The 21,734-nt window shown below is 59.3% G+C and carries 20 protein-coding genes and 1 pseudogene; 17 read left to right on the plus strand and 4 right to left on the minus strand.

The window, feature by feature from the left end:
- Positions 1 to 208 precede the first annotated feature (208 nt).
- Positions 209 to 2,128, minus strand: a complete 1,920-nt coding sequence (locus MRY17_RS22755; RefSeq protein WP_243352908.1) for a sigma-54-dependent Fis family transcriptional regulator — start codon at positions 2,126 to 2,128, stop codon at positions 209 to 211.
- Positions 2,129 to 2,399: 271 nt separating this feature from the next.
- Here MRY17_RS22755 and exaC point away from each other — a divergent pair, with 271 nt between their 5' ends.
- From exaC to MRY17_RS22800, 9 genes are all read left to right on the plus strand, one after another.
- A complete protein-coding gene (gene exaC, locus MRY17_RS22760) occupies positions 2,400 to 3,920 on the plus strand; it encodes an acetaldehyde dehydrogenase ExaC (RefSeq protein WP_065895154.1) in 1,521 nt (506 codons plus the stop codon).
- Positions 3,921 to 4,126: 206 nt separating this feature from the next.
- Positions 4,127 to 5,560, plus strand: coding sequence for an ethanolamine permease (gene eat, locus MRY17_RS22765; protein WP_191953277.1), 1,434 nt, complete (start codon positions 4,127 to 4,129; stop codon positions 5,558 to 5,560).
- Positions 5,561 to 5,623: 63 nt separating this feature from the next.
- Entirely contained in the window at positions 5,624 to 7,018 is a 1,395-nt protein-coding gene (locus MRY17_RS22770; RefSeq protein ID WP_243352909.1) for an ethanolamine ammonia-lyase subunit EutB, read from the plus strand.
- Positions 7,015 to 7,848 (plus strand): ethanolamine ammonia-lyase subunit EutC, encoded by an 834-nt coding sequence (gene eutC / locus MRY17_RS22775; protein ID WP_191953279.1) that lies wholly within the window; start codon positions 7,015 to 7,017, stop codon positions 7,846 to 7,848. Before MRY17_RS22770 ends, eutC begins: the two co-directional genes overlap by 4 nt.
- A gap of 91 nt (positions 7,849 to 7,939) precedes the next feature.
- The gene (locus MRY17_RS22780) at positions 7,940 to 8,398 is read left to right on the plus strand and encodes a GNAT family N-acetyltransferase (protein WP_056861944.1); all 459 of its coding nucleotides are present in this window, start codon (positions 7,940 to 7,942) and stop codon (positions 8,396 to 8,398) included.
- 303 nt (positions 8,399 to 8,701) lie between these two features.
- The gene (locus tag MRY17_RS22785; RefSeq protein WP_057724876.1) at positions 8,702 to 9,358 is read left to right on the plus strand and encodes a DedA family protein; all 657 of its coding nucleotides are present in this window, start codon (positions 8,702 to 8,704) and stop codon (positions 9,356 to 9,358) included.
- A 5-nt stretch (positions 9,359 to 9,363) separates the two neighbouring features.
- Positions 9,364 to 10,179, plus strand: a complete 816-nt coding sequence (locus MRY17_RS22790; RefSeq protein ID WP_243352910.1) for a zinc-dependent peptidase — start codon at positions 9,364 to 9,366, stop codon at positions 10,177 to 10,179.
- Between the two features lie 109 nt (positions 10,180 to 10,288).
- The gene (gene ppa, locus MRY17_RS22795) at positions 10,289 to 10,816 is read left to right on the plus strand and encodes an inorganic diphosphatase (protein ID WP_005791810.1); all 528 of its coding nucleotides are present in this window, start codon (positions 10,289 to 10,291) and stop codon (positions 10,814 to 10,816) included.
- 211 nt (positions 10,817 to 11,027) lie between these two features.
- Positions 11,028 to 11,798, plus strand: coding sequence for a LexA family transcriptional regulator (locus MRY17_RS22800; protein WP_191953281.1), 771 nt, complete (start codon positions 11,028 to 11,030; stop codon positions 11,796 to 11,798).
- A 276-nt stretch (positions 11,799 to 12,074) separates the two neighbouring features.
- Here MRY17_RS22800 and MRY17_RS22805 read toward each other — a convergent pair whose 3' ends face one another.
- A complete protein-coding gene (locus MRY17_RS22805; protein WP_181283098.1) occupies positions 12,075 to 12,326 on the minus strand; it encodes a hypothetical protein in 252 nt (83 codons plus the stop codon).
- Positions 12,327 to 12,827: 501 nt separating this feature from the next.
- On the opposite strand from MRY17_RS22805, the gene MRY17_RS22810 reads away from it, so the two are divergent.
- The 3 genes from MRY17_RS22810 to darG are packed head-to-tail and all read left to right on the plus strand — an operon-like array spanning position 12,828 to position 15,132.
- Positions 12,828 to 13,400, plus strand: a complete 573-nt coding sequence (locus MRY17_RS22810) for a DarT ssDNA thymidine ADP-ribosyltransferase family protein (protein ID WP_181283097.1) — start codon at positions 12,828 to 12,830, stop codon at positions 13,398 to 13,400.
- Positions 13,397 to 14,041, plus strand: coding sequence for a type II toxin-antitoxin system toxin DNA ADP-ribosyl transferase DarT (gene darT, locus MRY17_RS22815; protein ID WP_181283096.1), 645 nt, complete (start codon positions 13,397 to 13,399; stop codon positions 14,039 to 14,041). Before MRY17_RS22810 ends, darT begins: the two co-directional genes overlap by 4 nt.
- On the plus strand, positions 14,038 to 15,132 hold the full coding sequence (darG, locus tag MRY17_RS22820) for a type II toxin-antitoxin system antitoxin DNA ADP-ribosyl glycohydrolase DarG (RefSeq protein WP_181283095.1): 1,095 nt from the start codon (positions 14,038 to 14,040) through the stop codon (positions 15,130 to 15,132). Before darT ends, darG begins: the two co-directional genes overlap by 4 nt.
- A 272-nt stretch (positions 15,133 to 15,404) precedes the next feature.
- Here darG and MRY17_RS22825 read toward each other — a convergent pair.
- Together MRY17_RS22825 and MRY17_RS22830 are read right to left on the minus strand one after the other, a co-directional pair.
- Positions 15,405 to 15,578 (minus strand): annotated as a pseudogene (locus MRY17_RS22825) (nucleotidyl transferase AbiEii/AbiGii toxin family protein); the annotation flags it as partial.
- Positions 15,568 to 16,332, minus strand: coding sequence for a type IV toxin-antitoxin system AbiEi family antitoxin (locus MRY17_RS22830; protein ID WP_243352911.1), 765 nt, complete (start codon positions 16,330 to 16,332; stop codon positions 15,568 to 15,570). The gene MRY17_RS22830 and the pseudogene MRY17_RS22825, both read right to left, overlap by 11 nt.
- 208 nt (positions 16,333 to 16,540) lie before the next feature.
- Here MRY17_RS22830 and ycaC point away from each other — a divergent pair, with 208 nt between their 5' ends.
- From ycaC to dxs, 5 genes are all read left to right on the plus strand, one after another.
- Positions 16,541 to 17,173, plus strand: a complete 633-nt coding sequence (ycaC, locus tag MRY17_RS22835; RefSeq protein ID WP_034117703.1) for an isochorismate family cysteine hydrolase YcaC — start codon at positions 16,541 to 16,543, stop codon at positions 17,171 to 17,173.
- 147 nt (positions 17,174 to 17,320) lie between these two features.
- The gene (locus MRY17_RS22840) at positions 17,321 to 18,460 is read left to right on the plus strand and encodes a Fic family protein (protein WP_243352912.1); all 1,140 of its coding nucleotides are present in this window, start codon (positions 17,321 to 17,323) and stop codon (positions 18,458 to 18,460) included.
- 75 nt (positions 18,461 to 18,535) lie between these two features.
- Positions 18,536 to 18,778 (plus strand): exodeoxyribonuclease VII small subunit, encoded by a 243-nt coding sequence (locus MRY17_RS22845; RefSeq protein WP_003176346.1) that lies wholly within the window; start codon positions 18,536 to 18,538, stop codon positions 18,776 to 18,778.
- On the plus strand, positions 18,775 to 19,662 hold the full coding sequence (locus MRY17_RS22850) for a polyprenyl synthetase family protein (RefSeq protein WP_243352913.1): 888 nt from the start codon (positions 18,775 to 18,777) through the stop codon (positions 19,660 to 19,662). Before MRY17_RS22845 ends, MRY17_RS22850 begins: the two co-directional genes overlap by 4 nt.
- Positions 19,663 to 19,772: 110 nt before the next feature.
- The gene (gene dxs / locus MRY17_RS22855) at positions 19,773 to 21,671 is read left to right on the plus strand and encodes a 1-deoxy-D-xylulose-5-phosphate synthase (RefSeq protein WP_243352914.1); all 1,899 of its coding nucleotides are present in this window, start codon (positions 19,773 to 19,775) and stop codon (positions 21,669 to 21,671) included.
- The last annotated feature ends 63 nt before the right edge of the window (positions 21,672 to 21,734 follow it).

Below are 21,734 nucleotides of genomic sequence, written 5' to 3' on the forward strand. Positions count from 1 at the left end.
GGCGCAGACGCCGTTGGAATACTCATAACCCTCCCTGAATACAGTGATCAAGCTTCTAAACAACCGAAGTTTTAATGTACTCAATGAGTGGAGCAAACATGCAAAATACGCGACTTTTAAAATCGACATAATATTGCCGATCCGATAACTTACACACCTCGATTACTTATTAACTCAAGTACAAATAAAAATTCAAAAAGGCTGTAGGCTAAACGACCGAACCTCGTGAAATTTCATACTTTCTCAACTTGCGGTACAACGTGTTGCGGCTGACGCCCAAGTGCACTGCCGCCTGGCTCATATGCCAGCGCTGTTGATTCAGAGCGGCCAGCAGGGTTGACCGCTCGGCCTCTTCAAAGGGGGACAGCGAAGTCATACTTGATTGAGCGTCAGGGACCCGCGCGTGACGAATCATCGGCGGTAAATGTTCCGGGCCGACCTTGCCGTCTTCGCACAACGCGACCAGCGTGCGTAATACCGTACGCAACTGTCGGACGTTGCCCGGCCAGGCAAACGCCAACAACGCGTCACGCGCCGCCGGCTGCAGATATACAGTTTGTTCACCGGCTTCCTGCGCCAGCAGCAGGTCCAGCAACTGCGATTTATCAGCGCGCTGACGCAATGCCGGCAGCGCAACTTCCAGGCCATTGAGCCGATAATACAAATCCTCGCGAAAGCTGCCGTCTTCTACCCGAGCCAATAGATTGCGGTGGGTAGCGCTGATAATTCTGACATTCACCGCCTGGGGCTCCCCACCGATAGGCACCACCAGGCGATCTTCCAGCACTCTGAGCAGTCGCGTCTGCAAGGCCAGGGGCATGTCGCCGATCTCGTCAAGGAACAGGGTGCCACCATCGGCTTGCTGCAGCTTGCCTTGCATGCCCTCCTTGCGTGCGCCGGTAAAACTGCCGCCGCGATAGCCGAACAATTCGCTCTCGATCAGGTTTTCCGGGATAGCGGCGCAGTTGAGGGCAACGAACGGTTTGTCGGCACGCTGGCTGGCCAGATGCACCGCCTTGGCAAAGGCTTCCTTGCCCGAGCCGGTTTCGCCATTGACCAGCAAGGGTACATCACGCTCGAACACCCGCACGGACTGGCTGAAAGCCTGTCGCAGCGCCGGGTCGTCCAGGCAGACACCGGGTAAACGCGAACGGCCAGGAACAGTCGGTTTGGCGGTGGGGGCCGGGGCCGAGCGCCCCTGCCCGCGTAACGCCGCGAACAACTGGCGGCCATCGCGGGTACGCAACGGCCAGCCGGTCGTGGCATTGGCGCTGGCGCGCCCCAGCAACTGATCCAGGGAGCAGTCGAAAACCGCTTCCACCGGCTGGCCCAACACGCTGCCGCGAAGCTGCCCCAGCAGGTTCAGCGCGCTCTGGTTGAGCGCACAGATGCGCCCGTCGCCATCAAAGGCCAGCAGCCCTTCACTGAACAACCCGACCGACTCCGCCTGCAGGTGAAAACGCAACAACCAGTGATGCTCGAAGTGGCGCAAAAAGTAGCAGCTTTCAATCATCTTGGCCGACAGGTTGACCAGCGCCATGGTGTGGAACTGGCTCTGGCGCGACACGGTTTCGCGGGCAGACGATACATCCAGCACCGCCAGCAGCTCACCGTGCGGGTCGAACACCGGGCTCGCCGAACAAGTCAGCCCGGTGTGACGACCACGAAAATGCTCGTCACGGTGGATAGTCAGTGATTGGCGCTCGACCAGGCAGGTGCCGATGCCATTGGTGCCCTCGCAGGCCTCGCTCCAGTCGGCGCCCAGCCACAGCCCGGCGCGCTCGAAAATCCTGCGCTCGGACGGCGCGGTGACGCAGTTGAGGATCACCCCGCGTGCATCGGTGAGCAGCACCGCGTGCCCCGCGCCCGAAAGCTGCTGGTGCAGGCTGTTCATTTCGGTGCCGGCGATGTGCAAGACCTGGCGCAAGCGTTCGCGGCTTTCCAGCAAGCGGTCATGCTCCAGCACAGTGGGGGCGACGGTCAGCGCAGGGTCGAGGTGGTAGTCCTCCAGGCAACGCAACCAGGAGCGGGCAATGGACGGGTCGCTGCCCGGCCCGTGAGGCGGCTCTTGCCCACGGGTAACGGTGAGAACCTGCTGGGCATGGCGACTGAAATGATCGTTGTGCATGTTCTTATTATTCTCCCTGCGTGAGAACGCCCAGCATCCCCCAGGCACCCGGCCATTGCAATCCCGGGCCGACCCACCGGTCACTGGCTGTACCGTTTATGGCACACACTGTCACCCGTCTGTATCGATCCGGCCACAGTCATGCCTTGTGGATAAAACCAAACCCTTGATTTAACTGGCCCGCACCCAGTGGCCCGACCTTTGCTCTACGCTTTAATAACGCGCTTGCCGCGCTGTACTCCGATAAACATAAAAGCAGGAGATGCCCACCATGCGTTATGCACACCCCGGTACTGAAGGCGCCATCGTTTCGTTCAAGGCCAAGTACGGCAACTACATCGGTGGCGAATTTGTTGCGCCGGTCGATGGCAATTACTTCACCAACACTTCGCCGGTCAACGGCAAGCCCATCGCTGATTTCCCGCGCTCCACCGCCAAAGACATCGACAAGGCGCTGGATGCCGCCCATGCCGCCGCCGACGCCTGGGGCAAGACCAGCGCCCAGGACCGCTCGCTGGTCCTGCTGAAAATCGCCGATCGCATCGAACAGAACCTCGAACTGCTGGCCATCACCGAGACCTGGGACAACGGCAAGGCCGTGCGTGAAACCCTCAACGCCGACATCCCGCTGGCCGCCGACCACTTCCGCTACTTCGCCGGCTGCATCCGCGCCCAGGAAGGCAGCAGCGCCGAAATCAACGAACTCACCGCTGCCTATCACTTCCACGAACCGCTGGGCGTGGTCGGCCAGATCATCCCGTGGAACTTCCCCCTGCTGATGGCCGCCTGGAAACTCGCCCCGGCCCTGGCCGCCGGTAACTGCGTGGTCCTCAAGCCGGCCGAGCAGACGCCGCTGGGCATCAACGTGCTGATGGAACTGATCGGCGACTTGCTGCCACCCGGCGTACTCAATGTGGTGCACGGTTTCGGTAAAGAAGCCGGCGAAGCCCTGGCCACCAGCAAGCGCATCGCCAAGATCGCCTTTACCGGTTCCACCCCGGTGGGTTCGCACATCATGCATGCGGCGGCCGAGAACATCATTCCGTCCACCGTTGAACTGGGCGGCAAGTCGCCGAACATCTTCTTCGCCGACATCATGAAAGCCGAACCGCAATTTATCGAAAAGGCTGCCGAAGGCCTGGTGCTGGCGTTCTTCAACCAGGGCGAAGTGTGCACCTGCCCGTCCCGCGCGCTGGTGGAAGAATCGATCTACGACGACTTCATGAAAGTGGTGATGAAGAAAGTCGAGTCGATCAAACGTGGCGACCCGCTGGACACCGATACCATGGTCGGCGCCCAGGCCTCCGAACAGCAGTTCGACAAGATCCTGTCCTACCTGGAAATCGCCAAGGGCGAAGGCGCGCAGCTGCTCACCGGCGGCAAGGTGGAGAAACTCAGCGGTGACTTGGCAACCGGCTATTACATCCAGCCGACCCTGCTCAAGGGCACCAATGAAATGCGCGTGTTCCAGGAAGAAATCTTCGGCCCGGTGGTGAGCATCACCACTTTCAAGGACGAAGCCGAAGCCCTGGCGATTGCCAACGACACCGAGTTCGGCCTGGGCGCCGGCCTGTGGACGCGCGACATTAACCGTGCCTACCGCATGGGCCGCGCAATCAAGGCCGGCCGCGTGTGGACCAATTGCTACCACCTGTACCCGGCGCATGCCGCGTTTGGCGGTTACAAGAAGTCCGGTGTGGGGCGCGAGACGCACAAGATGATGCTGGACCATTACCAGCAGACGAAAAACTTGCTGGTGAGTTACGACATCAATCCGCTGGGCTTTTTCTAACCCTCAACCCCCGCCCACTTTTGCAATGCGATCAAAGGTGGGAGGGGGCTTGCCCCCGATTGCAGTGGATCAGCCAACACTGAATTGATTGACACACCGCCATCGGGGGCAAGCTCCCTCCCACATTTGGATCCGCATAAATATTTTCGATGCGCATTCGGCACACAGAGGCCGAGTTAAAACAATAAGAATGGAAGGTACTTCCCATGCCCAGCGAACCCACAAGTTCTTCCGTCGACTTCGAAAAAGTCGACTCCCAATACTTCCAACAACGCGAACTTAAAAAAGGCGCCGCCGGCTGGGTACTGCTGGTCGGCCTCGGCGTCGCCTACGTCATCTCCGGCGACTACGCCGGCTGGAACTTCGGCCTGGCCCAGGGCGGTTGGGGCGGAATGTTCCTCGCCACACTGCTGATGGCCACCATGTACCTGTGCATGTGCTTTTCCCTGGCCGAACTGTCCTCAATGATCCCCACCGCCGGCGGTGGCTACGGTTTTGCCCGCAGCGCGTTCGGCCCCTGGGGCGGGTTCCTGACGGGCACGGCGATCCTGATCGAATACGCCATCGCCCCCGCCGCCATCGCGGTGTTTATCGGCGCGTATTGCGAGTCGCTGTTCGGTATTGGTGGCTGGATGATCTACCTGGCGTTCTACATCATCTTTATCGGCATCCACATTTTTGGTGTGGGTGAAGCCTTGAAGTTGATGTTCGTGATCACCGCCATTGCGGCCATCGCGCTGGGTGTGTTCCTGGTGTCGATGGTGCCGCACTTCAACGTCGCCAACCTGCTGGATATCCCGCTGAGCGACGCCAAGGGCGCCAGCAGCTTCCTGCCGTTCGGCTACGTCGGCGTGTGGGCGGCGATCCCCTATGCGATCTGGTTTTTCCTCGCGGTGGAGGGCGTGCCCCTGGCGGCGGAAGAAACCAAGAACCCCAAGCGCGACCTGCCACGCGGCCTGATCGGCGCGATTGTGGTGCTGACCAGTTTTGCCCTGTTGATCCTGGTGATCGCGCCGGGCGGTGCGGGCACTTATGCGCTGATCAAATCCGGCAACCCGCTGGTGGAAGCCCTGGCCTTGGCCTACGGCGGTTCGACCTGGATGGGCGGTTTCGTCAACCTGGTGGGCCTGGCCGGCTTGATCGCCAGCTTTTTCTCGATCATCTATGCCTATTCGCGGCAGATCTTTGCCTTGTCCCGCGCCGGCTACCTGCCGCGCAAACTGTCCGAGACCAACAAGAGCAAGGCGCCGGTACTGGCGTTGGTGATTCCGGGGATGATCGGTTTTGGCCTGTCGCTGACCGGTCAGGGCGATCTGCTGATTCTGGTGGCGGTGTTCGGCGCGACCATTTCCTACGTGTTGATGATGGCCGCCCACATCACCCTGCGCATCCGTCGCCCCAAAATGGATCGCCCATACCGCACGCCGGGCGGCATCTTCACCTCGGGCGTGGCGCTGGTACTGGCCTGCGTGGCCGTGGTGGCGGGCTTTCTGGTGGATCCACGGGTGGTGATTGGCGCTGCGATCATCTATGGAGTATTAATTGCTTACTTTGCTTTCTACAGCCGGCATCACTTGGTAGCAGGCACGCCGGAAGAAGAATTTGCGGCGATCCAGGCCGCAGAGGCCGCCTTGCACTGATTGCCGAAAACCTCGACGCGGGCGGCTTTTCCACGCGTGCCCGCGTCATCAAGGAGACACTGTATGGCAAGTTTTTCTCACGCGGTGGGCGCACACACCTACCGCTTCGACAGCCTCAAGGACCTGATGGCCAAGGCCAGCCCGGCGCGTTCCGGGGATTTCCTGGCCGGCGTGGCTGCGCAAAACGATGGCGAACGGGTTGCGGCCCAGATGGCGCTGGCGGATACGCCGTTGAAGCACTTCCTGGAAGAGGTGCTGATCCCCTATGAAACCGACGAAGTTACCCGACTGATCATCGACACCCACGACAAACAGGCGTTTGCGCCGGTCAGCCACCTTACCGTCGGCGGCCTGCGCGACTGGCTGCTCAGCGACGCGGCTGACGAACAATCCCTACGTTTATTGGCACCGGGGCTGACACCGGAAATGGCCGCCGCCGTATCCAAAATCATGCGCGTGCAGGACCTGGTGCTGGTGGCGCAGAAGATCCGCGTGGTCACCCAATTTCGCGGCACCCTGGGTTTGCGCGGGCGTCTGTCCACGCGCTTGCAGCCCAACCACCCCACCGACGAACCGGCGGGCATCGCCGCCAGCATTCTCGACGGCCTGCTCTACGGCAACGGCGACGCCATGATCGGCATCAACCCGGCCACCGACAGCATTGCCTCGATCTGCGCCATGCTCGAGATGCTCGACGCAATCATCCAGCGCTACGAAATCCCCACCCAGGCCTGCGTGCTGACCCACGTCACCACCTCCATCGAGGCGATCAATCGCGGCGTGCCGCTGGACCTGGTGTTCCAGTCGATTGCCGGCACCGAAGCGGCCAACGCCAGCTTCGGTATCAGCCTGAGCCTGCTGCAGGAAGGTTACGACGCGGGCCTGAGCCTCAATCGCGGCACCCTGGGCCAGAACCTGATGTATTTCGAAACCGGCCAGGGCAGCGCCTTGTCGGCCAACGCACACTTTGGCGTCGACCAGCAAACCTGTGAAACCCGCGCCTATGCGGTGGCCCGGCACTTCAAACCGTTTCTGGTCAACACCGTGGTCGGCTTTATCGGCCCCGAGTACCTGTACAACGGCAAACAGATCATCCGCGCCGGTCTCGAAGACCACTTTTGCGGCAAGTTGCTCGGCGTGCCGATGGGGTGCGACATCTGCTACACCAACCACGCCGAAGCCGACCAGGACGACATGGACACCCTGCTGACCCTGCTCGGCGTGGCCGGGATCAACTTCATCATGGGCATCCCCGGCTCTGACGACATCATGCTCAATTACCAGACCACCTCGTTCCACGACGCCTTGTACGCCCGGCAAACATTGGGTTTAAAACCGGCGCCGGAGTTTGAACAGTGGCTGGCGAAAATGGGCATCTTCACGCAAGCCGATGGCAAAGTGCACTTCGGCAACAGCCTGCCACCGGCGTTTCGCCACGCGCTGGCGCAATTGGGATGAAGGAGCCGACCGTGCAACCAGAATTGCCTGACAACCCGTGGCTGCAACTGCGCCGCCTGACCCCGGCGCGCATCGCCCTGGGCCGCACCGGCACCAGCATTCCCACCAATGCCCAACTGGACTTCCAGTTCGCCCACGCCCAGGCGCGGGACGCGGTGCACCTGCCTTTCGATCATGAAGGGCTGAGCCGCCAATGTGCCGAACGCGGCCGCGACAGCCTGTTGCTGCACAGCGCCGCCACCGACCGGCATACATACCTGCAACGCCCGGATCTTGGGCGACGGCTGAGTGATGAATCGGCCCAGACCCTGCGCGACTATGCGGCGGCGCATCCGGATGGGGTGGACCTGGCAATCGTGGTGGCCGATGGCCTGTCTGCGCTGGCCGTGCATAAACATACGGCGCCTTTTCTTGAGCGCCTGGAGGAACAGACCCACGCCGAAGGCTGGTCCCTGTCACCGGTGATCCTGGTGGAACAGGGCCGCGTGGCAGTGGCCGACGAGATCGGGCAGTTACTGGGCGCGAAAATGGTGGTGATCCTGATCGGCGAACGGCCGGGGCTCAGTTCGCCGGACAGCCTGGGGCTGTATTTCACCTACAACCCCAAGGTCGGCCTCACCGACGCCTACCGCAACTGCATCTCCAATGTGCGCCTGGAAGGCCTGAGTTACGGCATGGCGGCCCATCGCCTGCTGTACCTGATGCGCGAGGCCTGTCGCCGTCAACTGTCGGGGGTCAATCTCAAGGATGAGGCGCAACTGCAGACCCTTGAATCGGATGACCCGAACCTGATGAAAGGCAATTTCCTGCTCAGCCCACCCGCAGACTGATCGCTGCACGATTGCGCTTTTTCGTGGCTTTAGGCAGCATCCAGCGAAGGCCGCGCGCGTGGTCGTACCCATTTGGAAGTTGAGGCCTGGCATGCGGATTACTCAAGCGACCCTGGAACACCTGGACCTGCTCACCCCGCTGTTCGTCAAATACCGCGAATTCTATGGGGCCTTGCCGTTTCCGGACTCGTCCCGGGCCTTCCTGGAAAAGCGCCTGCGCCGCAAGGAATCGGTGATCTACCTGGCGCTGGCCGATGATGATGACAAGCGCCTGCTGGGGTTCTGCCAGCTGTATCCAAGTTTCTCTTCGCTGTCGCTCAAACGGGTGTGGATCCTCAATGACATCTATGTGGCCGAGGACGCGCGCCGGCAGCTGGTCGCCGACAACCTGATGCGCACCGCGAAGAAAATGGCCAAGGAAACCCACGCGGTGCGGCTGCGGGTATCGACCAGCAGCGATAACGACGTGGCGCAGAAGACCTATGAGTCCATCGGTTTTCGCGAAGACACCGAATTCAAGAACTACGTGCTGCCGATCAGCGAGGACTGACCTCCAACCACCGCAAATCCCCTGTGGGAGGGGGCTTGCCCCCGATAGCGGAGTGTCAGTCAACAAATCTATCCCTGACCCACCGCCATCGGGATCAAGCCCCCTCCCACACTTTTAAACCGGACTCCACCGCTTCACACTTTCACGACACTCCCCGCTACAAAAGCCACACGCTTTTCACCATTCAATCCGTATAATGCGCACCTCTCAGGGTTGTAAGAATCTCGACATACACGTGTAGCCTTATTACCCGCCGTTCCCGCACTGGCCCGCTGAGCCGGGCCATTCACACAGGTGCCATCCATGGATTTCAACCCGCTTGACCTTATCCTGCATCTCGACGTTTACCTCGACATGCTGGTAACCAACTACGGTCCGTGGATCTACGCCATTCTGTTCCTGGTGATTTTCTGCGAGACCGGCCTGGTGGTCATGCCGTTCCTGCCGGGCGATTCGTTGCTCTTCATCGCCGGCGCCGTTGCAGCGGGCGGCGGCATGGACCCGGTGTTGCTGGCCGGCCTGCTGATGCTGGCGGCCATCCTCGGCGACAGCACCAACTACGTGATAGGACGAACGGTGGGCGAGCGCTTGTTCAGCAACCCGAACTCGAAAATCTTCCGACGCGACTACCTGCAAAAAACCCACGACTTCTACGACAAGCACGGCGGCAAAACCGTGACCCTGGCGCGCTTCCTGCCGATCCTGCGCACCTTCGCGCCGTTCGTCGCCGGCATCGCGAAAATGCCCTACCCGCGCTTCTTCGGTTTCAGCGTGCTGGGCACCATCCTCTGGGTCGGCGGTCTGGTGACCCTGGGCTACTTCTTCGGCAACGTGCCGTTCATCAAGAAGAACCTGTCGTTGCTCGTCGTGTTCATCATCCTGCTGTCCCTGGTGCCGATGATCATCGGCGTGGTGCGCAGCCGCTTTGGCCGCACCTCCTCCGAAGCCAAACCGCACTGATCGCCATGTGGTCCCTCAGCGCCTGGCGTCGCCGGCGCTTGCTGGCCAGGCACCCGATTGCCGATGACCTCTGGCAGCGGGTGCGCTACCACCTGACCTTCCTCGACGGCATCACACCCGAACAAGACCAGTGGCTGCGCGAAGCCTGTGTGCTGTTCCTCGCCGACAAACACCTCACCGCCCTGCCCGGCGTCGAACTGCACCAGGAACAACGCCTGCTGCTCGCCGCCCAGGCGCAACTGCCGCTGATGAACCTGGGCGACCTCGACTGGTATCAGGGTTTCCATGAAATCGTGCTGTACCCCGACGACTTCCTCAGCCCGCAACGCCATCGCGATGCCAGCGGCGTGGAGCACGAGTGGGACGGCGAACACAGCGGCGAAGCCTGGCAACAAGGCCCGGTGATCCTCGCCTGGCCCGGCGTGCTGGCCAGCGGCCAATGGGAAGGCTACAACCTGGTCATCCACGAGCTGGCGCACAAACTCGACATGCTCAACGGCGACGCCAACGGCCTGCCACCGCTGCACAACGACATGCGCGTGCAGGACTGGGCCAGCGTGATGCAAAGCGCCTTTGACGACCTCAATCGTCAACTGGACGCCAATCCGGACGCTGAAACCGAGATCGACCCCTACGCCGCGGAAAACCCGGCGGAATTCTTTGCCGTCACCAGCGAATATTTCTTCAGTGCCCCGGACTTGCTGGTCAACAGTTATCCACAGGTGTACGCCCAACTCAGCCGCTTTTACCGCCAGGATCCCCTGGCCCGCCTGACACAACTGCAAGCCCACGACCCGCGCTACCAGCCGCAGGGCGAATGACCGTACGACGCTTGGCGCATGGCATCGGCGTCAGAATATGCCTATAATCGCCGCCACTTTTAGGCCAATCCGGCCATGTCATATGGCCAACTAACGGGGGCAACGCCCAATGAGCTACAGCAAGATTCCGGCTGGCAAAGACCTGCCGAACGACATCTACGTCGCCATCGAAATTCCGGCCAACCACGCGCCGATCAAATACGAAATCGACAAAGACAGCGACTGCCTGTTCGTTGACCGTTTCATGGCCACCCCGATGTTCTACCCGGCCAACTACGGTTTTATCCCCAACACCCTGGCTGACGACGGCGACCCCCTCGACGTGCTGGTCGTGACCCCTTACCCGGTCACCCCAGGCTCGGTCATCCGCGCCCGTCCGGTCGGCATCCTGAACATGACCGACGACGGCGGCGGCGATGCCAAAGTCATCGCTGTGCCACACGACAAGCTGTCCCAGCTGTACGTCGACGTGAAGGAATACACCGACCTGCCGCCCCTGCTGCTGGAACAGATCAAGCACTTCTTCGAGAACTACAAAGACCTCGAAAAAGGCAAATGGGTGAAGATCGACGGCTGGGGCAACGCAGAAGCCGCCCGCGCCGAGATCATGAAGTCGGTTGCCGCCTACAAAGGCTGATACCCGCGCCTCATTGCCACGACAAGCAAAAAGCCCCGATTATTCGGGGCTTTTTTGTGGGGAAATTAAACATCAAGTTCAGCGTTTAAGTTCAGGCGTTCAACTAACCAGTACTCCTGAAGAATCAGGCTACAACTAAGCAAAAACCTACACGCGCAAATCAACGCATGGTTTATTTGAATGGTTTTCCCGGCCAGTAAACTCTGTGTTCATGAATACATCAGGTGATCGTTTAAAAGCGCTACTCCGGGAAGTTCATCTTTCCGCCTCCGACTTCGCCAAGAACCGTGGCGTCACGCCTCAGCACGTGAACAACTGGTTCAAACGCGGCGTCCCCATGGGCCGACTCAACGAGATCGCAGAACTGCTGTGCGTCTCAAGTCGCTGGCTGAGCGACGGCAAAGGCCCCAAACACCCGCCCGCCAACTACCTGTTGGAAGCCCCCACTGCAAGGATTGCACCCGCCCGCGAAGACATCGGCAAATACCTCACAGGCCCCGCCTGCAGCCCGGAAACTAACGACGTGGAGATCCCCCTCCACCCCACATTCACCTCAACCGAACGCATCCGCGTCACCCAACACACCCTCCAGACCCTCAACGTAAAACCCGACCGCGCCGTGGGCGCCTACATGGTCGACAACAGCATGATCGACATCATCCAGCAAGGCGCCACCCTCGCCATCGACCGAGGCCGCACCCAAATCATCGATGGCGAAATCTACGCCGTCGAACACGACGGCATGCTGCGCATCAAATACCTCTACAACCGCCCGGGCGGTGGCCTGCGCATGCGCAGCCACAACGCCAGCGAACACCCGGACGAATACCTCACCTACGATGAACGCTTCGAACAGAACTTCCAGATCGTCGGCTGGGTATTCTGGTGGTCCACCCTCAACAACCGCCGCCCACCCGTCCCACTGGATGACCACCTGCTGGGCTGGGAAGGCGCTGAATCGGAACCGGAGGTGGGCAACTGAAGTGAATGTGGGTATCATGCGCCGCACATTTGGCAGGGGGATGGCTCAGCGATTTGCCCTGCCAGGCGATGCGGAGGAGTTCCCGCGGATGCCCTACCATTCAGCCCGACGCAATGTGGGCTGAGCGATTTGAAGGCTGGTGAGGTTTGTCAAAAACAAGCTGAGGCAGTCACAGAGAAGCCGGCCATAAGCCGGCTTTTTAATGCCCGCCAATCTCGGATCAATTGTCCAACAGCGGTTGGACAATTGAAGGGTCAAAAAAGGCAGTTTAGCGACTTACCGGCCCAGCGCGTCATGAGCCTGCAAACACCCCACAGCCCGATCGGCCACCATCCTGGCCATCTCCACCAAATGCATCACCGCCCTCTGCGGCGCGGCTACTGGCTCGCCGAGCACCTGCGACGTGGCTACCGCACAATGCAGCAGCTCAGCCACCTGCACCCAGGCATCTTCAAAACTCAGTTCTTCATTGACGGTAAACGGGCTGGCCACAGCTGATGACGGCGAATCCGAACAAACGTTATCCATAGCAAAACTCCTAGCAGTAAGTGAATACCACCGTCCTTTCGCGACTAAACGAGTATAGGTGGCGGCTGTACGCAGGTTAGTCGACCGGCCGCTAGGCACCGGCGCACCCGAAGGTGCCCTGCGCACAGCCACCATAAAGTGCAGGTGAGAAGACACCTGTCTTTGAGATGGCGCGTGCGCCTAGCGAAGTCCGGGCGACTAAACCCGATCACTGAATGTGCAGTGACAATCCGCAGCCTAGTCACCCATTCCCGCTGGCGCAATGCGGTTGGGATTCTCCCGGAAACGTCCTGCAAATGAAAGGGATAGGACCTGCTGGCACAACGAATCCGAGAACGTTAGAGAACCGATGATTCATATAATTTTCAGCAATCCTGCGTAAAAAGCACGGCCATTGCGAGCCAAACTGATATCACAATAGAATCACCTATCTCATCCTGCCAATGGATGAGCGAGCAGGATGGAGCAACTTCAGCTCATACGCAGGTCAAGGAGACCGATATGCCGGATATCAAGGAACAAAAACTTCTCTATCACCTCACTTCGCTAGAAAACCTGAGCGGTATTTTTCAGCACGGGCTAAAACCGCGAGTTCAGCTCAGGGCATTCGAAGACGTGGCTGATGCCGACATTCTGAAAAAACGACAAGGTCTCGCACTAGATCAGTACGTACCTTTCCACTGGTTTGCCGCAAATCCATTCGATGGAAGCGTTCAACGCAGAAGGCCGGACACCCAATTTGTTGTGATTACGGTGCATCGAAACGTGGCAATTAGAAAGCAATGGAAGGTCATTCCCCGCCATCCATTGGCTAACGATGCCATTCAGTTGCTCGATTATGCCGATGGCTTCGAGAGCATCAATTGGGAGGTTATGAATGCCAGGGACTACAATGATCCCCAATGCAAGAGCATCTGTATGGCTGAGTGCCTTTCGCCCGATGTAGTTTCCCCTAACGATTTCTTCAAGGTTTTTGTTTCTAATGCCGAAGTAGAAGCCCTCTGTGAGTCTAAAATGCGCGAGGCCGGTGTTAATGTACAAATCGGAGTGAATCGGGGAATGTTTCTTAGATGATTTATAACAACCTGAATCCTGAAAAAGCGCTGATCTGGCGAATCGTGCATCGCGACAATCTGCCTTGGATTCTGGACAACGGCCTGCACTGCGCCAGCTCAGAGGTGCAGGCCGCGCAATATGTGGACATAGGCAATGTTGATTTAATCGACAAACGACGCACGCGCTGTGTCCCCATTGCTCCTTCAGGCTTTTTGTCAGACTACGTTCCCTTCTATTTCACACCCTTCTCTGTGATGATGAAAAATATTCACTCTGGCTGGAGCGTTCAACGACGCAACAATGACGAGATCGTGATTCTGGTCTCCAGCCTCCACCGCGTCGCCGAGCTTGGCCTACCGTTCGTCTTCACAAACGCACATGCGTACCCGGATTGGACAGACTATTACAGCGACCTGGCGAATCTCCACGAGATCGATTGGTCTATCCTTCAACGGCGTGACTTCAAACGTGACCCCGATGACCCTCGCAAAATGGAGCGTTATCAGGCTGAAGCGCTGATTCACCACCACTTACCGATTACAGGACTCCTTGGCATCATGTGTTACACCGATGCGATGAAAGAACGCATAGAGCAGGACGTCGCCGCAAGAGGCCTGACGCTGCCTGTACATGCTCGTCCGGGATGGTATTTCCCATGATCAGATTCACCCAGGGCAACCTTCTGCAGGCCAACGCCGAAGTCCTCGTCAACACGGTGAATACCGTGGGCGTGATGGGCAAGGGCATCGCGCTGATGTTCAAAGAGCGTTTTGCAGAAAACTATCGCTTGTACGCTGCTGCCTGTAAAGCTGGCGAGGTAGAGACCGGAAAAGTGCACGTAACTGCGGTCAACGAACTGGACGGTCCTCGCTGGATCGTTAACTTCCCGACCAAACGTCACTGGCGATCACCATCGCAGATGGCATGGATAACCGAAGGCCTGCACGACCTCCGTCGTTTTCTGATTGAAAACCATGTGAAGTCAGTGGCGGTTCCTCCGTTAGGGGCCGGTAACGGTGGTCTGAAATGGCCGGACGTTCGCGAACAGATCGAGGATGTCTTGAGCGATCTGGATGTCGATGTGTTGGTTTTTGAGCCATCCAATCAGTATCTGAATGTCGCCAAACGCAGCGGTGTAGAACAGCTTACGCCTGCGCGCGCGCTCATTGCGGAACTGGTTCGACGCTACTGGGTGTTAGGTATGGAATGCAGCCTGCTGGAGATTCAGAAACTGGCTTGGTTCCTGGAGCGCGCAATTGAGAAGCGGCCAGGCCTCAAAAACCCACTGGATCTTAAGTTTGTTGCTCATAAGTACGGGCCGTATGCCAACCGGTTGGAACACCTGCTTAACAATCTGGACGGTAGTTATCTGCATTGCGATAAGCGCATCAGCGATGCGGAAAACAGTGATGTGATCTGGTTTGACCAAGACCGCAGAGCCTTTCTACAAACCTATCTCAGAACACAGGCCAAGGAATATTCCCAGGCCCTGGAGCTTACCGCGGAGTTGATCGATGGCTTTGAATCACCCTTCGGCATGGAGCTATTGGCAACAGTCGACTGGCTGCTGACCCAGGAAGATGTAGCCCCAACCGTTCCGGCTGTACGTGAGGCACTGAAACGATGGAATGGCGGTGTCGCTGCAGCCGCTCGCAAAAACAAGCTGTTTGACGATCAAGCACTTGATATTGCGCTTAAACGGCTCACCTCCAGCAGCTTCAGCCGTCAAATGACTTCCTGTCATATATGAGGATCCTGAGTACAGGCTGTAAACAGCCTGTACGAAAGATTCTGATGCTTAACTAGAACCCTATAAATAAATGACCCAGGCCGGTGCGCAGTTGATGAACTGGTTCTCGGTGGCATGTGAGTTGCAGATTTGGGCCTGAGCGGTCCTTACGAGAATCCGAAGCTCATCGTCTCGATTTCCTTGAACGGTGGCGACGGCTCCGGGAAGGCCCCGCCCTATCGCATCGGTAATCCGCTCCAGGGCCTGGCGAACGTCGACCATGCCTGCTGACGATCAGCGCTGGGCAGATACGCCAGGTCTGTATCCACCGACAACCGAGGCAGGTCACGTACGAACAGGTTAATCGCCGTGCCTCCCTTCAGCGCGAAACATCGTTCTGCCGCTACGTAGGGAATGACCTGCACCAGCAGACGAACCTGAGCGGCATAACGTGGATCAAGTGGCATAGGCAAAACGCTCCGGAACGGTAATAAGGAACTCTTTATCGAGTCGACCGCCCCGGATTATTTGCCGCTTGCCCTTGCCTAGCTCAATGCTGGAACGATCTATTCGCGCATACCAGGCATGAGCCGCATTACGCGCCAGCACAAAGAACACACGTTTGACGCGGATGGAGTTGCACGCTTCAAGCAGCTTCTGCAGGCGCCTGGGGCTCAACGTGGCAAGACCGTTCATTACATCGGCCACGCCGCTGAACAGCATTTCGTCGGCGCTTTGGTGAATAAGCTCGAGCACCGCACGTTCCGGGGTGGAGATTTTTAGCGCGAATTGGCGGTAAGGTATTTGGAAAACTTGTAACGCCATATCTTCCAGCCCGGTGAAGAGCGCGCCCGGATGGAAGTTCATCTGCGCTTCCCATTCATGCTTGCGAAACCAACCGGGGAGAACGGCGGCTGAGGTGCCAAATAAATCAACGGTTTCTTTTCCAAACGTCAGGTAATGGCTGTAACCGGCCAGGCTCAACGCCGTCGCGCCGCCCGGCCAGATCTGCACTGTTGCGCCCTGTTGCAACGCGAATACACCGCTGTGCCAGTCGATACTGTCGCCGCTGCGTTTCCAGGCGCCGTGACCCACCCGCTCTACCCAGCCTGTTTGCTGATATTTCTGAATGAGGTTGGGGCCGACTCCCTGCTCGTGAAGCCACGCCTGGGTGACGATCGTGCCCGAGGGCCAATTTGCGAGAAGGCGGTTTATTTTCATGGAATATATCGCCCTATAAGGGTGTTTACATTACTAATATTAAACCACGATGGCGAAGCACGGTGATCATTCTTCTCTTCCCGTTATTGTCAACAAATAGTTGACAGTAAGACTTCTTTCACCCGATTTATCCCCCGCCACCCACCCATTAACCTATGCCCATGTTGAACACAACGCCCAACCAACCTAAACAAAAAAGGATTCAACCATGAGCACTGCAACCTACAACCGCCTCAACAAAGACGACGCCATTGTCCTGCTGGTCGACCACCAGACCGGTCTGATCTCCCTGGTGCAGGACTTCTCCCCCAACGAGTTCAAGAACAACGTGCTGGCCCTCGCCGACCTGGCCAAGTTCTTCAACCTGCCGACCATCCTCACCACCAGTTTCGAACAAGGCCCCAACGGCCCGCTGGTGCCGGAGTTGAAGGAGATGTTCCCGGACGCGCCGTATATCGCTCGCCCAGGCCAGATCAATGCGTGGGACAACGAAGACTTCGTCAAGGCGATCAAGGCCACCGGGCGCAAGCAGATCATCATTGCCGGTGTGGTGACGGATGTGTGCGTGGCGTTCCCGACCTTGTCGGCGCTGGCGGAAGGATTCGAGGTGTTTGTGGTGACGGATGCGTCGGGCACGTTCAATACCACGGTGCAGCAGGCGGCGTGGAGTCGGATGACCCAGGCCGGTGCGCAATTGATGAACTGGTTTTCGGTGGCGTGTGAGCTGCATCGCGACTGGCGTAACGATATCGAAGGCTTGGGGAATCTGTTGTCCCAGCGTATTCCTAACTATCGCAATTTGATGAATGGGTATGCGGCGCTGACGGCGCAGCAGAAATAAGCAGAACGCTCATGAGCAATGTGCCAACTCGAAGACGGCCTGGACTGTCTGGACTGTCTGGACGCTGAGCCGAATAGGCTGCACAATCGGCTCATCAAATGAGCCGAATAAATCTTTTATTCGGCTCACATCCTCAGGTATTCCCCCATGGACCATCCACACTGGATCTGGCAACACCTTGACTGGCCGCACTTTCATTGGCAACCAGGCCGTCTGGGGCCTTTGCTGCGCGAGTGCGGGCAAGCACAAGGCAGGTTGCTGGGCATGCTCGGTACGGTCAACCAGGCGGTCAATGCGCAGAACGAACTGGATGCCTTGCTGCAAAACATTCTGACCTCGTCAGCCATCGAGGGGGAGCAGTTGAATGTCGGCTCGGTGCGCTCATCGCTGGCGCGGCGTTTAGGCTTGCAGCCCTTGAAGGATGCGAGCGTCAGCCGCCGTAGTGAGGGTCTGGCCGAGTTGATGATGGATGCCACCCAACAATACTCCCAGCCCTTCACTCTCGCCCGTCTTTTGAATTGGCACCATTTGTTATTTCCAACGCCGGACGCTGGTTATATCGCGAAAGCGCTGCATGTCGGCGCGTTGCGCGGGGACGAGCCGATGCAGGTAGTGTCGGGGCGGCTTGATCGGCCAACGGTGCATTTCGAGGCGCCACCTCGTGAGGGCTTGGAGCACGCGCTGGGGGAGTTTTTGGAATGGTTCGAAACCAGCCGCGACCAACCGGAACTCGACCCGCTGGTGCGCGCTGGCGTGGCACATTTCTGGTTCGTCACCCTGCACCCCTTCGATGACGGCAATGGTCGTCTAACACGCGCCATCACGGATTTGGCGCTGGCCCAGGGTGAGCATCAAGCCATACGCTTTTATGCGATGTCGGCCAGCATTCTTGAGGACCGTACCGGTTATTACGAGGCGTTGGAGTCAAGCCAGAAAGCCACGCTGGACATCACGGATTGGCTGGAATGGTTTCTCAAGACCCTGTTGCGCAGCGTTCAGCAAGCCATGGCGCGGATTGACCGGGTCCTGCACAAAAGCCGGTTCTGGCAACGGCGCCGCGACCTCGTGCTGTCCGCCGAACAAATCAAGGTACTCAACCGTTTGCTCGACGGCGGTGAAAGGGGTTTCGAACAGGGCATCAGCGCCGCGCAGTACCAGGCGGTGGCCAAGGTATCCAAGGCAACGGCCACGCGGCACCTGGCTGATTTGCTGGAAAAAAACTGCCTGATCCGTCTCCCCGCAGGCGGCCGCAGCACGCGTTATCAGATCAATCCCACCTACGAGTAACAGCCCCACCCATTTGCCCCAATCCCCCATGTCTGCTAGTGTCGCGCCGGTTTACCGTCTACCGGAATTGCCGCCATGGCCCGCAAAAAAGTTGCACTCGATTTCGAACAATCCCTCGCCGACCTGCAAACCCTGGTCGAGCGTCTGGAGAACGGCGAGTTGTCGCTGGAAGACTCGTTGACGGCGTTTGAGCAAGGCATCGGCCTGACCCGTGACTGCCAGAGCGCGTTGGCGCAGGCTGAGCAGAAAGTGCAGGTGTTGCTCGAGCGCGACGGGGAGTTGGCCGAAGAACCTTTCGATGCGGAACAACCTGAATGATCGATGCGTATCAGGCCAGTAGCCAAGCCCGGGTAAATGCGGCGCTGGAGCCCTTGTTTGTTGCGCCGAGCCCGGAAATGAAGCGGCTTTACGCCGCCATGCGCTACAGCGTGATGAATGGTGGCAAGCGTGTGCGCCCGTTGCTGGCGTATGCGGCGTGTGAAGCGCTGGGTGCGCCAGCCGAGCAAGCCAATGGCGCGGCCTGTGCGGTAGAGCTGATTCACGCCTATTCCCTGGTACACGACGATCTGCCGGCGATGGACGACGACGACCTGCGTCGCGGCCAGCCGACCACCCATAAAGCCTTTGATGAAGCCTACGCGATACTGGCCGGCGATGGCTTGCAAAGCCTGGCGTTCAGCGCATTGCTGGACCCGGCGCTGAGCAGCGTCAATGCCGAGATCCGCCTGCGCATGGTCTCCGCCCTGGCCCTGGCCGCAGGCCCGGCCGGGATGGTCGGCGGGCAGGCGATCGACATGGGTTCGGTCAGCCTCAAGCTGGATCAACACGCCCTGGAACACATGCATCGTCACAAGACCGGCGCGTTGATCGAGGCCGCCGTGCAACTGGGCGCCCTGGCCAGTGGCCGGGCTGAAGCGGCGCAATTGGCGGCGCTGCACACCTATTCACGGGCTATCGGCCTGGCCTTCCAGGTGCAGGACGATATTCTCGATGTGGAAAGCGACACCGCCACCCTCGGCAAACGCCAGGGTGCCGATGTCGCACGGGACAAGCCGACCTATCCTGCGCTGCTCGGGCTTGCGGCCGCCAAGGGCTACGCCCTGGAACTGCGCGATCAGGCCCTGGACGCCCTGCGACCTTTCGACGCGGCGGCTGAACCGTTGCGTGATCTGGCGCGGTATATCGTCGAACGTCGCCACTGACACCTGCGGCCATAAGCGCCGCATATCGGCCAAGTTCGCCCCTCCGCGTGGGCAGTTTGCGATGCTTGAGGTAAACTGCCGCCTCTTCTATACCTATAACGATTCGCCTGATGCCCACGACGTTCCAAGAGATTCCCCGCAAGCGCCCGTCCACGCCTCTGCTCGACCGTGCTGCCACGCCGGACGGCCTGCGTCGGTTGGGTGAAGCCGAGCTGGAAACCCTGGCCGATGAACTGCGCCTGGAATTGCTCTACACGGTCGGCCAGACCGGTGGGCATTTCGGTGCCGGGCTGGGCGTGATCGAGCTGACCATCGCCTTGCACTACGTATTCGACACCCCGGACGACCGGCTGGTGTGGGACGTGGGCCACCAGGCGTATCCGCATAAAATCCTTACCGGCCGTCGCGAACGCATGGCCAGCCTGCGCCAGAAGGACGGTATCGCCGCCTTTCCACGGCGCTCGGAGAGTGAGTACGACACCTTTGGCGTCGGCCACTCCAGCACCTCCATCAGTGCCGCGCTGGGCATGGCGATTGCCGCCCGCCTGCAAGGCAGTGAGCGCAAGGCGATTGCGGTGATCGGTGATGGCGCACTGACTGCGGGCATGGCCTTCGAGGCGCTGAACCATGCGCCGGAAGTGGATGCCAACATGTTGGTGATCCTCAACGACAACGACATGTCGATTTCGCGCAATGTCGGTGGTTTGTCCAATTACCTGGCCAAAATCCTCTCCAGCCGCACCTACGCCAGCATGCGCGAAGGCAGCAAGAAAGTGCTGTCGCGTCTGCCCGGCGCGTGGGAAATTGCCCGTCGCACGGAAGAATATGCCAAGGGCATGCTGGTGCCCGGCACGTTGTTCGAGGAGTTGGGCTGGAATTACATCGGCCCTATCGACGGTCATGACCTGCCCACCCTGATTGCCACGCTGCGCAATATGCGTGACCTCAAGGGCCCGCAGTTCCTGCATATCGTCACCAAGAAAGGCAAAGGCTTCGCGCCGGCGGAAGTCGACCCGATCGGTTATCACGCGATCACCAAGCTCGAGCCCCTGGACGCCCCCGCCGCTGCGCCGAAAAAGGCCAGCGGGCCGAAGTATTCCGGTGTGTTTGGCGAATGGTTGTGCGACATGGCCGCCGCCGACCCGCGCCTGGTAGGTATTACCCCGGCGATGAAGGAAGGCTCCGACCTGGTGGCCTTCAGCGAGCGTTTCCCGCTGCGCTATTTCGACGTGGCGATTGCCGAGCAGCACGCGGTGACCTTCGCCGCAGGCATGGCCTGTGAAGGCGCCAAACCGGTGGTCGCGATTTACTCGACCTTCCTGCAACGCGGTTATGACCAGTTGGTGCATGACGTAGCGGTGCAGAACCTCGACGTACTGTTCGCCATCGACCGCGCCGGTCTTGTCGGCGAAGACGGTCCGACCCACGCGGGCAGTTTCGACCTGTCCTACCTGCGCTGCATTCCCGGCATGCTGGTGATGACGCCGAGCGACGAGAACGAATTGCGCAAGATGCTCAGCACCGGCCACCTGTACAACGGCCCCGCCGCCGTGCGCTATCCGCGCGGCAATGGCCCGAATGCGGTGATCGAGAAAGACCTGGAGCCGATTGAAATCGGCAAGGGTATCGTGCGTCGCCAGGGCAGCAAGACTGCGTTCCTGGTGTTTGGCGTACAACTGGCCGAAGCGCTGAAAGTGGCTGAGAGGCTTGATGCAACGGTAGTCGACATGCGTTTCGTCAAGCCGCTGGATGAAGCACTGGTTCGCGAGATCGCCGGTAGCCATGATCTGTTGGTGACCGTCGAAGAGAACGCCATCATGGGCGGCGCCGGTGCGGCGGTCAGCGAGTTCCTGGCACGGGAGAATATCCTCAAGTCGGTGCTGCACCTGGGCTTGCCGGATGTGTACGTCGAACACGCCAAGCCGGCGCAGATGCTGGCTGAATGCGGGTTGGATGAAGTCGGTATCGAGGCTTCGGTGCGCCAGCGCATGGCGCTTCTGGCCCTGTAGAAACCGGGACTAAATGTGGGAGGGGGCTTGCCCCCGATAGCGGTGTATCAGTACCAGATGTTC

Source organism: Pseudomonas orientalis (assembly GCF_022807995.1).
Taxonomy (GTDB): domain Bacteria; phylum Pseudomonadota; class Gammaproteobacteria; order Pseudomonadales; family Pseudomonadaceae; genus Aquipseudomonas; species Aquipseudomonas orientalis_B.

Bases quoted from the DNA above. Each gene is read 5' to 3' on its own strand.
- dxs (WP_243352914.1), top strand. From the start codon at position 19,773: ATGCCCACGACGTTCCAAGAGATTCCCCGCAAGCGCCCGTCCACGCCT.
- MRY17_RS22780 (WP_056861944.1), top strand. From the start codon at position 7,940: ATGCGGATTACTCAAGCGACCCTGGAACACCTGGACCTGCTCACCCCG.
- eat (WP_191953277.1), top strand. From the start codon at position 4,127: ATGCCCAGCGAACCCACAAGTTCTTCCGTCGACTTCGAAAAAGTCGAC.
- MRY17_RS22845 (WP_003176346.1), top strand. From the start codon at position 18,536: ATGGCCCGCAAAAAAGTTGCACTCGATTTCGAACAATCCCTCGCCGAC.
- MRY17_RS22840 (WP_243352912.1), top strand. From the start codon at position 17,321: ATGGACCATCCACACTGGATCTGGCAACACCTTGACTGGCCGCACTTT.
- MRY17_RS22810 (WP_181283097.1), top strand. From the start codon at position 12,828: ATGCCGGATATCAAGGAACAAAAACTTCTCTATCACCTCACTTCGCTA.
- MRY17_RS22850 (WP_243352913.1), top strand. From the start codon at position 18,775: ATGATCGATGCGTATCAGGCCAGTAGCCAAGCCCGGGTAAATGCGGCG.
- MRY17_RS22785 (WP_057724876.1), top strand. From the start codon at position 8,702: ATGGATTTCAACCCGCTTGACCTTATCCTGCATCTCGACGTTTACCTC.
- MRY17_RS22755 (WP_243352908.1), bottom strand. From the start codon at position 2,128: ATGCACAACGATCATTTCAGTCGCCATGCCCAGCAGGTTCTCACCGTT.
- ppa (WP_005791810.1), top strand. From the start codon at position 10,289: ATGAGCTACAGCAAGATTCCGGCTGGCAAAGACCTGCCGAACGACATC.
- MRY17_RS22830 (WP_243352911.1), bottom strand. From the start codon at position 16,332: ATGAAAATAAACCGCCTTCTCGCAAATTGGCCCTCGGGCACGATCGTC.
- darG (WP_181283095.1), top strand. From the start codon at position 14,038: ATGATCAGATTCACCCAGGGCAACCTTCTGCAGGCCAACGCCGAAGTC.
- eutC (WP_191953279.1), top strand. From the start codon at position 7,015: ATGAAGGAGCCGACCGTGCAACCAGAATTGCCTGACAACCCGTGGCTG.
- exaC (WP_065895154.1), top strand. From the start codon at position 2,400: ATGCGTTATGCACACCCCGGTACTGAAGGCGCCATCGTTTCGTTCAAG.
- darT (WP_181283096.1), top strand. From the start codon at position 13,397: ATGATTTATAACAACCTGAATCCTGAAAAAGCGCTGATCTGGCGAATC.
- ycaC (WP_034117703.1), top strand. From the start codon at position 16,541: ATGAGCACTGCAACCTACAACCGCCTCAACAAAGACGACGCCATTGTC.
- MRY17_RS22770 (WP_243352909.1), top strand. From the start codon at position 5,624: ATGGCAAGTTTTTCTCACGCGGTGGGCGCACACACCTACCGCTTCGAC.
- MRY17_RS22790 (WP_243352910.1), top strand. From the start codon at position 9,364: ATGTGGTCCCTCAGCGCCTGGCGTCGCCGGCGCTTGCTGGCCAGGCAC.
- MRY17_RS22805 (WP_181283098.1), bottom strand. From the start codon at position 12,326: ATGGATAACGTTTGTTCGGATTCGCCGTCATCAGCTGTGGCCAGCCCG.
- MRY17_RS22800 (WP_191953281.1), top strand. From the start codon at position 11,028: ATGAATACATCAGGTGATCGTTTAAAAGCGCTACTCCGGGAAGTTCAT.